General features: G+C 43.8%; 10 protein-coding genes. 4 read left to right on the top strand and 6 right to left on the bottom strand.

Annotation, left to right across the window (positions count from 1 at the left end; translation table 11 throughout):
• Positions 1 to 180 precede the first annotated feature (180 nt).
• Positions 181 to 528: a MarR family winged helix-turn-helix transcriptional regulator gene (locus LAY57_RS28330; RefSeq protein WP_249070521.1), complete on the top strand. Its 348-nt coding sequence runs from the start codon at positions 181 to 183 to the stop codon at positions 526 to 528.
• Between the two features lie 117 nt (positions 529 to 645).
• On the opposite strand, the gene LAY57_RS28325 is transcribed toward LAY57_RS28330, so the two are convergent.
• Positions 646 to 1,527: a hypothetical protein gene (locus LAY57_RS28325; protein WP_249070520.1), complete on the bottom strand. Its 882-nt coding sequence runs from the start codon at positions 1,525 to 1,527 to the stop codon at positions 646 to 648.
• Positions 1,528 to 1,886: 359 nt separating this feature from the next.
• Here LAY57_RS28325 and LAY57_RS28320 point away from each other — a divergent pair, with 359 nt between their 5' ends.
• Positions 1,887 to 3,293, top strand: coding sequence for a protelomerase family protein (locus LAY57_RS28320; protein ID WP_249070519.1), 1,407 nt, complete (start codon positions 1,887 to 1,889; stop codon positions 3,291 to 3,293).
• A gap of 101 nt (positions 3,294 to 3,394) precedes the next feature.
• Here LAY57_RS28320 and LAY57_RS28315 read toward each other — a convergent pair whose 3' ends face one another.
• The 5 genes from LAY57_RS28315 to LAY57_RS28295 all read right to left on the bottom strand — a co-directional run bounded on the left by LAY57_RS28315 (position 3,395) and on the right by LAY57_RS28295 (position 10,999).
• Complete coding sequence (locus tag LAY57_RS28315) at positions 3,395 to 3,973, bottom strand: transposase (RefSeq protein ID WP_249070518.1); 579 nt, start codon at positions 3,971 to 3,973, stop codon at positions 3,395 to 3,397.
• Complete coding sequence (locus tag LAY57_RS28310) at positions 3,970 to 4,281, bottom strand: helix-turn-helix domain-containing protein (protein WP_249070517.1); 312 nt, start codon at positions 4,279 to 4,281, stop codon at positions 3,970 to 3,972. The genes LAY57_RS28315 and LAY57_RS28310 overlap by 4 nt, the downstream gene beginning before the upstream one ends.
• A gap of 277 nt (positions 4,282 to 4,558) precedes the next feature.
• The gene (locus LAY57_RS28305) at positions 4,559 to 4,879 is read right to left on the bottom strand and encodes a hypothetical protein (RefSeq protein ID WP_249070516.1); all 321 of its coding nucleotides are present in this window, start codon (positions 4,877 to 4,879) and stop codon (positions 4,559 to 4,561) included.
• Positions 4,876 to 8,895 carry a plasmid replication protein, CyRepA1 family gene (locus LAY57_RS28300; protein ID WP_249070515.1) on the bottom strand — a complete coding sequence of 1,340 codons (4,020 nt, stop codon included), beginning with the start codon at positions 8,893 to 8,895 and terminating at the stop codon, positions 4,876 to 4,878. The genes LAY57_RS28305 and LAY57_RS28300 overlap by 4 nt, the downstream gene beginning before the upstream one ends.
• Positions 8,896 to 9,271: 376 nt before the next feature.
• Positions 9,272 to 10,999 (bottom strand): helix-turn-helix domain-containing protein, encoded by a 1,728-nt coding sequence (locus tag LAY57_RS28295; protein WP_249070514.1) that lies wholly within the window; start codon positions 10,997 to 10,999, stop codon positions 9,272 to 9,274.
• Between the two features lie 758 nt (positions 11,000 to 11,757).
• Between LAY57_RS28295 and LAY57_RS28290 the strand changes: the two genes are divergently transcribed.
• Positions 11,758 to 12,081 (top strand): hypothetical protein, encoded by a 324-nt coding sequence (locus LAY57_RS28290; protein WP_249070513.1) that lies wholly within the window; start codon positions 11,758 to 11,760, stop codon positions 12,079 to 12,081.
• A 626-nt stretch (positions 12,082 to 12,707) separates the two neighbouring features.
• The gene (locus tag LAY57_RS28285; protein ID WP_249070512.1) at positions 12,708 to 13,853 is read left to right on the top strand and encodes a site-specific integrase; all 1,146 of its coding nucleotides are present in this window, start codon (positions 12,708 to 12,710) and stop codon (positions 13,851 to 13,853) included.
• The last annotated feature ends 145 nt before the right edge of the window (positions 13,854 to 13,998 follow it).

Genomic DNA, 13,998 nt, shown 5'->3' with positions numbered 1-13,998 from the left:
CCCTGATTACGCCATAGCTTACATCAATCTAGACATTATTGGCTCAATCCTCGACGCCTGCTCTCTAGCCTTTTTAACCCTTTCACCAAATCTGCGTAAGAACCCAGCGCGGTTGGCGTGGCGGTATCATTAATAAGCGCGACCATCTTTGTGCGTTAAAGCCCATTCACCAAAAGGCAATTGTGTTGCTTTGAGATCGTCGTTTGGGTATTCGACCTGATCTCCTTGAGTGCGATCGCCAATCTCATCCTTAGCATCAGCAAACAGTCTTTGAACGTTCCATTACGGCAACTAACCCAATTGGGACTAATCGAGTCCACTCCAGACACAACGGATCGCCGGATCAAGCGATTGACCCTTACACAACAAGGCTTGTGTTTGGAGAATCAGTTATCCGGCGATCAACGACAACGTTTTGCACGGGTGTTTGAAATTGTCGAACCGGAAGGCGAGGCTGCATGGCGTAAAGTTATGTGTCTGCTGGCAGAGGATAAGTTTGCCTCTGGGCTGGACTCTCTCGCCCAATGACTGAGATAAGCGGCGGTAGATCACCTTTGCAACTTCATTGAGATCCCTCAACTTCCAGGCTAGAGCTATAGTCCAAGCAAGATTACACCGCTAGCCCCACTTCTAGGTTTTTAATGCTTAATCTATTATCCCATCTGACACTAAGAAAGCTAGCTTAATTGCCTCCGTAATTGAAGTTCCCCGTTTCCGATTGCTGTATGGATTTAGTTCGTATTTGGCGTTATGGTCGTCAATGAGTTGTTTGAAATCAGCCAATACTTCCTTCACCGTTGCTGCTCTAGAACCTGTTAACTCGGCGATGGCAGTCTGAGTAATACACCATCTGTCTTTGTTAGCTGGTGCTATTTCATCGTTATAAATTTCAATTGCCCGGATAGCTCTTTTAGTAAGTTCAAGAGCCCTACCTGGGTGTGTACTATAGGAAACATCATTAAGTAGTTTTTCAGTCGCTACTGTTGCTAGGTCTTCATTATGTTTCCTAGTTTTTCCCGTGATAGTCTTAGCGTAAACTTGGCAAGCTTTTTGAATAAAGTCCGCTAAATTCATCTCAGATTGTGCCAGCGCTTGCTTTACCATTGTTTCAGTTTCCGGGTCTAATTCTAATTGCTTGATATTCATATCTTCGATCCTGAATTCCTTAGTCTGTTTTGGAATTTCCGTTTCTAAAAGCCGTTCATCTTGGGTAGAACCGCCTCTAAGCTCATCCCAATCTTGTTTAGAAAGAGTGAGGTGTTTAAGTGCTAAATGCTCCCATCGTTTGATTTTTCCCTTACCGCTATCGGTGAAATATTGGTAAGGAGCAGTTTGTTTTCCTGTAGCTGGATAGCATTTTTGAATTTCCTTCCTTACATCAGTAAGCGGGTTTCTTCTACTAGGAGGATTGCTGTAAGTCGAGCAGATTTTTTGAACTACTTCCGCGCAAGCCAATCTGATAGTTTCTTCATCCTCTATCCCCTCTAATCCCTCTACCAGTTCCTTACCTATCTGTTGCCAGTTCATTGGTTTGCCCTCTCTAATCGTCATATCTATAGATTAGTCGGTGAGCAATATAATTACAAGACTATTTGGATAAGGATATATGCCGAGATAGATATCTGGTATATAGATAAGGGGAGTTAATATAGCAACGGCCACAACATAGGACATTTCAAAACCTGGGATTGATACTAAATCCGCCTTGATAACCTCCTTTTGGGTATAAGTCTTTTTTTCCTTTTGGCTTCTGGCTTCTGCCCTCTGACTTGAAAGTACCACTTCGATTGTTGCTAGTGAGCGTTGGCTACGCCTACCGGAGGTACATCGGTGATCGGGACTGCCTTGTCTACGACAAAAAGGAGGTAGCGTTCCCCGGATTTGGTATGACAATTGGCTTTGGAATCTTTGTCCTAATCGCCTTAGCGACTGCTAATATCTCTAGACAAGACTCAAAGAGAGGAAGTATAATTGACTTAATACAGGAGTTAAATACAGGTAATGTGGCGATAAATATGACAGCAGCATTACAAGCAGAGAAGAGAGAGCGAATCTGCAAATATTCAAGGGAAGAATTGGAATACTTCACCCTAGACGGCTTGAGAAAACTGGCATCAAGTGTGGTTCCAAATGCCTCCAGAATGCGGAAAGGTCAGCTAATTGATGAGTTAGTCACTGCCACCAAAGCTCTTCGGGTAGCGATCGCTTTAATGCCTGATGTACCTTTAGAAGTGATAGAGGCGAATAGTGCTTACGCCAATGTTAAAGTAGAAAAACTCAACAACGAAGATTTAGTTAGCTGGACTCATGGCTTATATCGAGAATTCCGAGCATTAGTCCAGTCCAGATGGCATTCTGATGGCAGTTGGGATGAGGCGATACACGGCGATATAGCTGGTTTGGCTTATCGGGTTATCCATTGGCTGAATACGCAACCTGGAGAACAGGGTGATGGAGGATTAAGTTTTCTCACCAAGCTGAGATACCGCACCCACATTGTTAACATATTAACGGAATTGGTAGAAACCGAGAAAACGGCGGTTTATTTCAAGCAATTAGAATCATGTTTGGAAATGCTCAAACGGCAAATAAAAATTCAAATTGCCGATATTGCTAATCAAAAGAAAGGACTGCAAGAGCGTCGGGTAGCACAACGGAAAAAAGAAAAAGAGACTGTTAGTTTTAAACCGCTTTATGAATTAGCAACCGCTACTCTTACTAAAATCGAGCAATTAAAACCGCGTGACTGGAAACGGGTATCGGTTAGTTTAGCAATTGTGACTGGCAGAAGGTTAGCTGAAATTCATCGCCGTGCTACTAAGTTTGAATATGTTGATAAGTCTCACGTTGCCTTTACCGGGCAATTAAAAGCCAAAGGTGATGCGGCTTTTTATTTCGAGAAAAATCCCAGCTATGAGATACCAGTGTTGATTGATGCTTCTTTGGTTGTAAAAGCTCACCAATGGCTGAAAGATAATAGTAAGGTGGTTGATACCCCGGATGCAGCTAACCGTCGCTACAGTGGGGATTTAAGCGATTTTGTGAAAGTTTTGAAGAAGAAATGGGAAATAGAGCATGAGTTTTTTACCTATAAGGGACTGAGGGCAATCTATGCGTCGGTCTGCAATCAAGTATTTAATAACAACGATACTGATAACGAACTGTACTTAGCGCAGATTTTAGGGCATGGACGGGGTGAACTGTTGCGACACGATGATATTATCGATGCTCTGACTCCTCAGAGTTATAAAAGTGATTTTCGGGTGGTGGATGTGGATTGCGTCAAGTTCTAAGCAGCTACGCAGCTAAACCGAACAAACAGCATTCCCTTTATTTTTAATTTTTCGCTCCCATTTAATTACGAGTCCTCCTTCATTTACAGCGCTTTGCGCTGTTATGAGGTACAGTAGCAGCAACGAGCGAACCAATTTCTCAAATGTTGAGGATTGATTAAATGGAGAGCTACCTTGATGATTCTGTCAACCATCAAGGTGTTAGTGGGAGCGAATTTACGCAAAAAAGATTTGAGTTGTGACCACCAGAGTTCAATGGGATTAAAATCTGGAGAGTAGGGAGATAAACAAATAACACTTGCACCTACAGCTTGAATCATAGGCTCAATAGATGCTAGTTTATGGGCGGGTAAATTATCCATGACTACTACCGCTCCGGGCCATAACTGAGGACATAAAAACTTTTCAATAAATACAGCAAATGCTTTGCCATCCATTGAGTCATTCATTGTCATTAATGCCAGCACTTTATTAATACTAATTGCGCCAATAGCTGTCACTTTAGCAGCCCGATAAAATGGTTTTAGTTCGGTTACTCTTGTGCCTGGATAGGAACGAGCATGAGTTCTGGTCAACCCTAGTAGAATGCCAGTTTCATCCAAAAATACGAGATTTTCTGGCTGAATATGTTTGATTTTTTCCCAATACTCAACTCTCAATTTTCGGACTCTTTCTGTCACCGCTTGGCTGCTGTACCAGGTTTTTTTTTGCGATTTAAGCCTAATTTTTGTAAATAGCGGCACATGGCCGACTGACTCACCCAATTTCCGGTTTTAGAAGCAAATAATTCACATAATTCTGCTAATGTTGCATCTGGATGTTCTGCTACTAATGCTTTGATTTCTGGTTCCGCATTGGTCAGGTGGCTAAATTGTGGTTTTCCCGTTTGTTTGGGCTGTAAATTTCCTTCTGTTCGTTGAAGATTCACCAACTTTTGGACTAAACTTGTACTGACAGCAAATTGGGTAGCTACTTTCCTGATTGACATCTTTTCTACCAAATGGGCTATCACTATTCTTTTGCGAAACTCAACCGAATACGCTTTCATTACCTTTGGCTACAAAATGATATTTTATTGTACCTCATAACAGCGCAAAGCGCTGTAATAATTGATGTAGCAATTCCTCTAGTTGTTCGACTGATTCAAATAACCGATGACGAACATAATCAACACCATCAGTTGTCAGAACGCCATAATCAACTTAAGGGGAAGAGTCGCGATGAACAAGTATTGCAAAATGCAGTTGATCGCGACTCTTCTTTAGTCAAACCAAATTTATTCTGCCCAAAATTTTACGTTCTTGGCTCGATAGCAAAAATTTAGCTTCTACTGGCTGCACTTTTTGTGCGATCGCTCTTGTGAGTTTGGCAAGTTCTTCTTCTGTTAGCTGAACAGATCGCGCTAGTTGATCTAGGTTGCTAGTGACTTGATACCAGAATTCGGCTCTGGCTGATGCTCGTTCTATGGCATCTGGGGCGATGCTGCCTAAATATGCTAATGTGCGGATGCCAGACTTTCCCATCGATCCGCTCTCCCGAACTTCAGGGGGCGACAAGCGCCCCCTGAAGGCATCGCCACTCGTCATCCCGTCCCCCCATCAGCCAGTTCCAATCGGTGTGCGTAAGTATGGGTAAATAGTCCAGAAAAGAGCGATCGCACCATCACCTGAGTACCTGAGACAGCTTTTACCACATATTTCTCAACCTCACCACCGAACCTCACCACCGAGCCAACTTTCAGCCATAGGAGTGCAGTTTCCGGTGCAGTTGGGGCAGCGATCGCTTCCGACTCTCCCTGTCCTTCTGTTGGTGGTGTCGCTTCCAATGGTTCATCTTCCACGCCCTGTACTTGGGCCTCAAGAGCTGGTCGTAAGCTCTCCTGTGGTACACCCCTAGATATCCCTATATATTTATCAGACCCCGATCCACTAATAGCAGGGTCAACAGTTTCTTGTGGTACACCCCCAGAGATATCTATATAGTTATCAGACCCCTCACCACCATCTTCAAGGTCAACAGTTTCTTGTGGCACACCCCCTGATATCTCTATAGAATTATCCGACCCCGATCCACTAATAGCTAGGTCAACAGTATCTGGTGGTACACCCCCTGAAATACTTATATATGTATCCGACCCCGATCCACTAATAGCTAGGTCAACAGTATCTGGTGGTACACCCCCTGAAATACTTATATATGTATCCGACCCCGATCCACTAATAGCTAGGTCAACAGTATCTGGTGGTACACCCCCTGATATCCCTATAGAATGATCCAACCCCTTACTACCACATTCACTCGCCGCCGCCTCAGCAAACCTTTCCACAGCTTCAACATCCCGCTGATACCAAGCCGAAAAAATCGCCTCTCTGCCATCATTAGGGAATTGGAACTGATAAACCCTCACCCGCTTCCTTCTAAAAGAGGCGTCGCGTTCCTCTATCCGTTCAAAACCAATGCGTTTGAGAGTAAACCCTAACTTTACACCCAGCATATATTGCACCACCTCCATTGGCGGAGCATTGGGATTGATATTTATCCCCAAAAAGTCCTTGACATCCTGACTGCACCGCTTAACGAGATTGCTAAACTCTATCACCTTTGAGTCAATTCCTTTAAACTCAACTTCAGGTGTGAAGAAATAAGTTATTCCCAATTTCTTAAGCGCTTCTACCTGTGCCGTAATAAATCGCAAGTCCTGCGGACAAACTTTCCCATTGCCCCTTTCCCGATGTCCTGTTAAGTGATTTTTATCCCTATTCTTGACAAATTCCGAATCGTGAGTCAGGTAATAATGGAGGCGGATCTTGGACAGCCAGCCGTCCTCGTCCTTTAGTACCAATTCCGGCGTAACGGTCACCCCATAAGTTTCCTCTAGTTGATATTTGCGAACAGCGTTTAATTCCTCCGGCGTTTTAGAACGTTTGTCTTTCAACAAAAGGTATTCAGACTTATTAATATTCTTAACACCCGTAACCGCTTCTGCCGAATTAACCCGGCTTTCTTGTCTGATAACTTTGGCTTCTTCGCTAACACAAGCAGCTGCGGTTTCTAGTTGTTCTAACTCTTCTTGTAATTTGACTAGCTGCTCGGATAATTCCTCCTTTTGTTCGTAATCATCGGCATTATGAGCCGCTATTTCTAGCGTTTGCAAAAAACTAATCTGTTGCTGCAATTGATTCTCGCGGCACAGATGCACTTGATGACCTTCAGCTTTCAAAAGCTCCCAAATAATCTTTCGATAATCCCACATTCCGGCATTAATTCTCGCCCCCATCTTTGCCCAAGTTCGCAAGTGAACTGGATCGTAGGCAGAATCAATATCAAAGTCTACATCGTGCAACAAACGGAGATTGGTTTTGATGACTTTATGTTGAGATTTGAGAATCGCTCGATAACTAGCGCTACCGTTGCCAATTTTACCCAAGCCAAATTGTTTAGTCCAAACAAACCAAGGCACATTTTCATCTCGGACACGCGCTAAAGCTTGCAAAGCATCGTTAACCGCGATTGCTCCTTTAAAAATACCGAAAACGGCGGCAAAATAACCTTGAATGTTGATACTAACCCCGGTGCCAATAGTCGGACTGGCAATGATAATGTCGTAGTTTTGGATGATGGTATTAATTTTCTCCACGCAGCCATAAGCTGGATGGTTTGGGTTGGCTACTGACTCGCTATCAATTCTGAGAATTGTTTTAGAAGGAAATCGTTTTTTCAGTTGGATTTCCAAGTTGGTACAAGACCATTTTCCCTTGACTTTTTGGGAATCTTCTACCACCATGATGGGAGTGCTATGTCGCTGAATGGGGCAGCATTCGGCGCGGCTGTCGATATCGCAACAACTGACCTCAAGAGATAAAATTCTTTCCATCTGGGTGAACACTGGAGCCGGGTCGCTAGTGGCGAAGAAAGTTACGTCCCGTCCCTTGGTTGGTTTCCATTCGTTAACCGCAATCCAAGGCTCGATCTGGATGCCTGCTAAAGATTTTAGGTAGTCGATCGACAAATCGGATAAGTCGGCATCTTGGGCAACGACTAAGCCACCACTGGTCAAGACGTTGTGGATCAGTTCTTGGAAGGTTTGCAAGATAGCCACCCGGTTCTGGTAGCAGGTGCTAGAGTTCAGGGCGTGCCAGATGACTTGTTCGCACTCATCGATGATCACGATCGCTCCTTCCCAGTTTTCTGGATTGAACTTTGCCGCCGATCGGGGATGCAGGCTATCGATGCACAGGCCGTATCCGAACAGTTTACCTACTGGTGAGTCTCTGGTTTCGTCGATGTAGTTGACTCCCAAAGCATCGCAGATGGCTCTGCCCAGTTGAATCCTGTGGGTAATTATCAACACGCGACGGGAGCCTGTGTCAAGGGCATCTGAGACAAGCTCAATCAAACCTTGGGTTTTACCAGTGCCTTTGGGCGATTTGATGCCCACTAACCCCGACTCCGGATAGGGTATTTCTCCCAGATAGCGCTGGCAGAGTCGTAAAGCCACCGGATAGGTTAGTTGCCATGATTGCCTAGTTTGCCAAAATGAGAATGCTGGTGCGGCCTCGTAGAGGTCACTGAAAGCATCTTCACCCCCAGATGGGAGAGACTGGTTCCATTGGCTCGTAAAGTTCGTGGCCTCATAGAGGTCACTGAAAGCATCTTCATCCCCAGATGGGAGAGATGGGGAAGGTGGGAAAGAATTAATGGTATTTTCTCCCCTGCCCCTCTGCCCCCCTGCCCCTCTGCCCCCCTGCTCCCCTGCTCCCCTGCTCCCCTGCTCCCCTGCTCCGGAGCTTCTTTCACGGGCTACTACGAAATCATCGACGCCTTTCTCTGGCCCAGGCAGGCTGATGACTTTCACCTGGCATTTGGCAGCATGGAAGCACTGGCCCAGCTTGTCAATTTCCCGGTTGACGTTCTGGATGGTTTGGCGTTTGGTGTCATGGTCGAAGCAGATGTAGATTTCTCGTCCTGGTGTGGCGAAGTGTTGCAGTTCCGGGATGAGATAAGGGTTGCATTTGTGTCCTAACTCGTTCTTAGTTCTGACGCCCATTGTGACGCCGGGGATGGCAATGGCGACGTAGCCCAAGGTTAGCAGACAGCCTGCTTTTTTAGCGCCTTCGACGATGATAACGGGAATGTTTTTGGCCCACACCCAGTACCAGAAGCCGTGTTGTCGGTCTTGAAAGTTGATGGGGACGCCATAGCGTTGGGAGACTTTCTCCCAAATGCGGTCTGGGACTTGCAGGAAGAAGGCTCTGGTGGGAGTTTTGGGTGGATGCTCGTATTTGATGGGTTTGAGCTTGTCTTTGGGGTTAAAGGCAAGGCGTGGCTGGTTGGGTTTGAAGCTGCCCCACAACATGGGTTGCCAGTTGTTGAGGGGGTCGAGTCCCGAACACCACCAGCCGCCAGCTTCGATGTGGCTGTATTTTTTTCGGGCCCATCCCCATTGAGCGTCGGGGTGGACGAGGCCGGAGGCGGCGTTAATTTCGTAGAGGAGGTAGGCGTAGGGGGCGTCCCCTGTGAGGACGCGGACGTTGAGGGCGTAGACCTGGGGGTCTACGCCGCTGTTGAGCCATTCATTGAGGGGTAGCGCTGGCGTTACCATTGCTCACCCCAATACTCGTTAATTCGATCGAAATCTTCATCGGGCTATTCCTTGTATGGGAATAACCGTTCTTTTTCTCATGTTCTGAAAATCCCTGCTTGCACGCCGATCAGTCTAATTAGACTGATCAGAGCGTAGTAAAGTGCTGGAAAGCTTGCGGATTAAGGGTTTCAAAATTGAAAGGTAGCTAGATCCGGGTGTTTTGGTAGCTAGATCCGGGTGTTTTGGTAGCTAGATCCGGGTGTGTTCGTAGTAAAGTCGTAAGCCTTCCCTGGTAAGGATTTGAATGTGATTTTCAGGTCATTTTTTCCTTACTACGCAAAACCCCAGCCTTACTACGTTTGGGGCTGGGGTTTAGGGTTAGGGTAATGGAAAGCTAGATCGACAGTTCCGGTAGTACTTTAGGCAAGATTTTCTTAAGTTTGGCAGCGGTTTTGGGACTGATTGCCTTGCCGCGCTGAAGCTGTGAGACTAGCTGCTGGGAGATCCCTAGCTTTTCAGCGATGACTGTTTGCTTCGTCCAACCCTTTGCTTCACAAGCCTTCTGTATCGGTTCCCACTCTAACGGATCGGAAGATGCTGATTTCCGTTTTCGGGGCAAAGATTCTGATTTTTTAGCAGCTATCAGGGCTGGAATTTTACCCGGAGGCTTGATAGTAATGCCAGCTTCTAGCAGTAAATCAATAATTCTTTTTTTGCAATCTTTGGGTTTACCTGTTGTACTTTCAGGTCGCAACCATTCTGGGTAGGTTTCAGAGTCATATATAATCTGCCAATCTAACTCAATCAATCGCATTAAGGCTTTATCCCACCGCTCCTTTAAATCTTGAGCTTTGTATTTAATAGACCGAGCTAATTCAATCTCATTTTTTGGCATCACCATCTCTAGCACGGTCTTAACAGTGTATTTTCCACTCGTATGGATAGCGCTTTCTGTTGTTATATTGATGGCAATTAAGAACGCTAGCTCATCATGATATGGGTTCATTTTGAGCGTTGATTCGGAAATCCAGCCAAACTCATATAAGGCAATTGGAGGATTGGCATTCTTGCCTTGCTTATTAAAGAAAAATTCAGCCCACCTCCCTGCTCGGATGAAAGCTACTATTTCTATTGGTTCTTCAATTTCATCCGTAAAAATGTTACGCAGCCCATAGCGCTCTACAGCAATATCCCAAATCAGGGAATTCATATCGCAGCCCAGCTTCCCCACATTCCACTTAATAGTTGCATCCAACCTTCTCAAAAGCTTCAAACATTGCTCTATTCTGAGTAGCTTCTGGGAAGTGGTCATATCTTTCCGCTCACCCCAACCCATTAAGTCTATTAAGTTAGTACCGCCATTTTTCCCGGTTCCAGCTAACTTAATTTCATTTCTCCAAGGCACAGCTTGTTGAAAAATATAGGCAGACAGTAAACAGTGCAGTTTAGCGGTATCTTTACCCAAACTGCCAAATTCTTCAATAATTCCCCAGGCTGCCTTGCCTGTAAAGTAAAAATACTCTTTATTAACTGGGTCTTTATCTTTTAAAGCTAACTTCACAAAACCCGTGCTGTAATGATCCCAAAAAAACACATTTTTATGGGCATCTTCCTGCCAATTCCAGATTCGTAGTAATGATTTACAAGCCGTTCTAGGAGGGGCTGAAGTAAGCAGTTGAGTGATTGTGTTGCTGATAAATAGCTGAGGTTCTGTTGCTGGAACTGTTTTTGAAGCTAGCCCCAGCATCGCGGTTAGCTCATCTATTGTACGATTGGATAAATCTAGTGGCTCTAGAAAAGTTAAAGCTGAATCAACGGCCACCTTTTTCCATAAACTTTCCTCAGTTCTACCTGTCTGAAGCCAGTCGGTCAGATGATTCAATATCTCCTCTGCTGTTGAAGAGTAAAAATCATCATCAACTATCTGCTGTCCGAGAAATTTTTCGAGTTCATCAACACACTTAGGACTAAAGCCTTCTAATGTTTCATCCCTTTTAGTAATTTCGGCATGAATCCCCATTGCTACATTCAAAGCCAAAGTTTCTAAAAAATTTCCCTGACGTAGCTTCTTGACGTACTCTTGAATCCGGTCATGGTCGCTCGTGGTAGTAGATAACTTCATAGCCCATCCTCTTTATGCCAGTCATCCGATGTCTTTGCAGGTAGTGCTAAACCATTTGCTATAAAGAATCAACTAGCCCTAATCCTCTATAGGCATATCCGCTTTATGTGCGTTTTATTTTAATCACAAATTAACGCTTTGGCGATTCTATAATATTATAAAATATTTGTTGTAATTACACAAAAATATCTTTCACAAAATGGGAATTTTTCGACCCAGTAGGTGAGTTTTCAGTTTGGCTTTAAAACCCTGTCCTGTAAAGCTTTCGGACATAGTTGTCACCCCTGAAGGAAATGCCCTTAAACCCAAGAAAATAGTGTTGTTAGCGAGTGCCAAGTGTCATTTTTTCAGTAACCGTTCACGGGGTATATGTAGCGTTTAAACTAATCAGAGAACGCTACCTGTAGTTTGTTTTGTAATTTTTCAATAACTTCTAATGTCAATAAGGTACTTTTTAGAAATTTTATTGATAATCAGATTTTAAGCTTAAAAAGCTGAAAGGGATATAGAGCATACACTTGAAGCTATTTTACCCCCCCTGAACGGTTACGTTTTTCATTTAGTCTGCGAAAAATTTTCACCTAGTCTGCTATAATTCTCAGCTTGTCTGCGAACCCAGATCGCCTGGGAAATTAAGTATAGATTTTATCTAGCTAAAATCTAGCTTTTTTAGCTAAAGTTTGCCAAAATGTCTATATATTACGTTACTCTATACGGTGGATAAATTGTCAGCCCAAAAAGTGATAGATATATAGACAATGAAGAAGAAAAAATTGGCAACATTTCGCATCAATCCTGATGAATGGCAAGCCTTTCAGGAGTGGGCAAAACGCAGCGGTACAAATGCTTCAGCCTTATTAGTTGACTACATTGAGCAATGTCTAGATAGACCGCCTGACAAAATCTCCAGAATTTCCCCAGACGGAACAACCAATAATATAGATTATCGTATAGATAGTATAGATAAAAGATTAAAGGCGTTGGAAGGAGCGATAGAGGAACGGATTGAGAAACTGATAAAACGACAAATGACTGAGATCCAGTCAGACCTTGTACACCCAGAAAAAAAGTTTGAGCTTTAGCTTTCATAGGTGTCTCAAAAGTTACCAGTAACAGCTACTTAAAGATCACAGAACTTAACTTAACTTTTTGGAGTAAACCCCAGGTATAAAGTTTGAGTATGCTCTCGTGTTTTAGTATTGTTTTTACGTTCTTACTAGCGCCAATTAGAAAGTCTAGCCGTGAAGAGGTTGTTCTCTCTTCAAACCTAAAATCTCAATTTTTTATTTCGAGCTTTTTTTGAGAAAAGGAACTTATTTTTTGAGTTGGAAAATAGAAAAACCCTCATTTATATAAGTATAAATTTATACAATATTTACATTGGCACGTAGGTTTAACGACACAGCCGTTTTAGGGAAAAACTTAGTGAAGTGGTTCCAGAACTGCTTGGGCGATTCAGAAAAGCTCAACTGTCTTAGACTTTATATATAAGGATTCTTTAGTGATTAATAACCTTGACCAAAAAATATGTGTTTCTGTAGTAGTCAACAGGTATTCATTTTGACAAGAACCATCTACAGCCAATACTTCGGGCTAGCTCCAGAAAGAAGCGATATGCCGTTAGGCACGCGGCGCTCACGCACCCATTTGTGGGCTGCTTAAAAAGCTATTTGTCTGATATTATACTAGAAAGGAAAGTGGTTGTCAAATGTCGCTAACAAAATTAACTCCTCAATTACCTCAATTAAGTGTAGTTAACCAAAGGCTGAAGGCTCTTAAAATTGGCGTAACTATTTTACAAAAAGGAAATCGGTTATATTTACGAGGAACCTTGCCACCCCGTCCTTTGGCTCTTAAAAATCATCCGCATCAACAAGAAATAGCTTTGGGAATTGAAGCAACAATTGAAGGAATAAGAACGGCGGAGAAAGAAGCGAGGAAAGTGGGAGGATTGCTAGCAGTAGGGGAGTTTGATTGGTTGCCTTATTTACGTCATCGGGCGATTGGTCAAGAGAATAAAAAGATTGGCGATTGGGTGGAAGAGTTAGAAAAAGATTATTTTATGCGGCGGGCTAAAACTCCTCAATCGCTTTCTACTTGGCAAACTAATTATCAGGAAGTTTTTGTGAGGTTGCCTAAAGAAGAATTACTTTCAAAAGAGATACTGATGCAGGCTATTAAGGGGACACAACCAGATACGAGAATGCGTCAGAAAACAAGTTTGGCGTTGGCTAAATTAGTGGAAATAGCTAACTTTGATTTTGATGCCAAAAGGTTTAGCGGAAATTATTCTCCGACTAAGGTAAGTAAACGAGAGCTACCTAGCGATGAAGCTATAGCAATTTGGCACGAAAAAATTTCGCATCCAGCATGGCGGTGGTGTTTTGGGATGTTGGCGACTTACGGACTGCGACCCCATGAAGTGTTTCATCTGGATTTGAAGGATTGGAAGCAAGGGACGGGGATTGTGAGGGTACTGGAAGGAAAGACTGGGGAAAGGAGAATTTGGCCTTTGCATCCAGAATGGGTCTCGTCTTGGTCGCTGTTGGATGTTTTAGTGCCTTCTTGTACGGGAAGGAATAATAAGGAGTTGGGGCAAAGGGTGTCGCAATATTTCCGGCGACAGGGTGTATCCTTTCGTCCTTACGATTTGCGCCATGCTTGGGCAATTAGGAGTATGGAGTATGGGTTGGAGGTATCGCTGGCGGCGTCTCAGATGGGACATTCGGTGGCGATACATATTGAGACGTATCATGCTTGGTTGGATGAACATCATCAGCAGCAGGCGTTTCTTCGGTTGCTGAGTAATCCAAACCGACCTGTTGCTCCTTTTGTTAGCACAGATGGGGTCTAGTAAGTGGAAGAGTCTGACAGATAAGGGTAGTTGAGTTGGAATTTACGGGTGCGAGCGTACAGATGTCATCTATACATTTTTGGTTGGGCGATCGGGTTGTCCATAATCCAACTTAGTTCAGCTAGAAGACTGCTTGCGCCATCAG

The sequence above is a fragment of the Argonema antarcticum A004/B2 genome (genome assembly GCF_023333585.1).
Lineage (GTDB): Bacteria > Cyanobacteriota > Cyanobacteriia > Cyanobacteriales > Aerosakkonemataceae > Argonema > Argonema antarcticum.
The sequence above is the reverse complement of the archived record's forward strand: the minus strand, read 5'-3'. Positions and strand labels throughout refer to the sequence as shown.

What these genes read in the sequence shown, in the direction of transcription:
- LAY57_RS28305 (WP_249070516.1), bottom strand. Translation starts at nt 4,879, where the DNA reads ATGACGAGTGGCGATGCCTTCAGGGGGCGCTTGTCGCCCCCTGAAGTT.
- LAY57_RS28290 (WP_249070513.1), top strand. Translation starts at nt 11,758, where the DNA reads ATGAAGAAGAAAAAATTGGCAACATTTCGCATCAATCCTGATGAATGG.
- LAY57_RS28295 (WP_249070514.1), bottom strand. Translation starts at nt 10,999, where the DNA reads ATGAAGTTATCTACTACCACGAGCGACCATGACCGGATTCAAGAGTAC.
- LAY57_RS28285 (WP_249070512.1), top strand. Translation starts at nt 12,708, where the DNA reads ATGTCGCTAACAAAATTAACTCCTCAATTACCTCAATTAAGTGTAGTT.
- LAY57_RS28325 (WP_249070520.1), bottom strand. Translation starts at nt 1,527, where the DNA reads ATGAACTGGCAACAGATAGGTAAGGAACTGGTAGAGGGATTAGAGGGG.
- LAY57_RS28310 (WP_249070517.1), bottom strand. Translation starts at nt 4,281, where the DNA reads ATGTCAATCAGGAAAGTAGCTACCCAATTTGCTGTCAGTACAAGTTTA.
- LAY57_RS28320 (WP_249070519.1), top strand. Translation starts at nt 1,887, where the DNA reads ATGACAATTGGCTTTGGAATCTTTGTCCTAATCGCCTTAGCGACTGCT.
- LAY57_RS28300 (WP_249070515.1), bottom strand. Translation starts at nt 8,895, where the DNA reads ATGGTAACGCCAGCGCTACCCCTCAATGAATGGCTCAACAGCGGCGTA.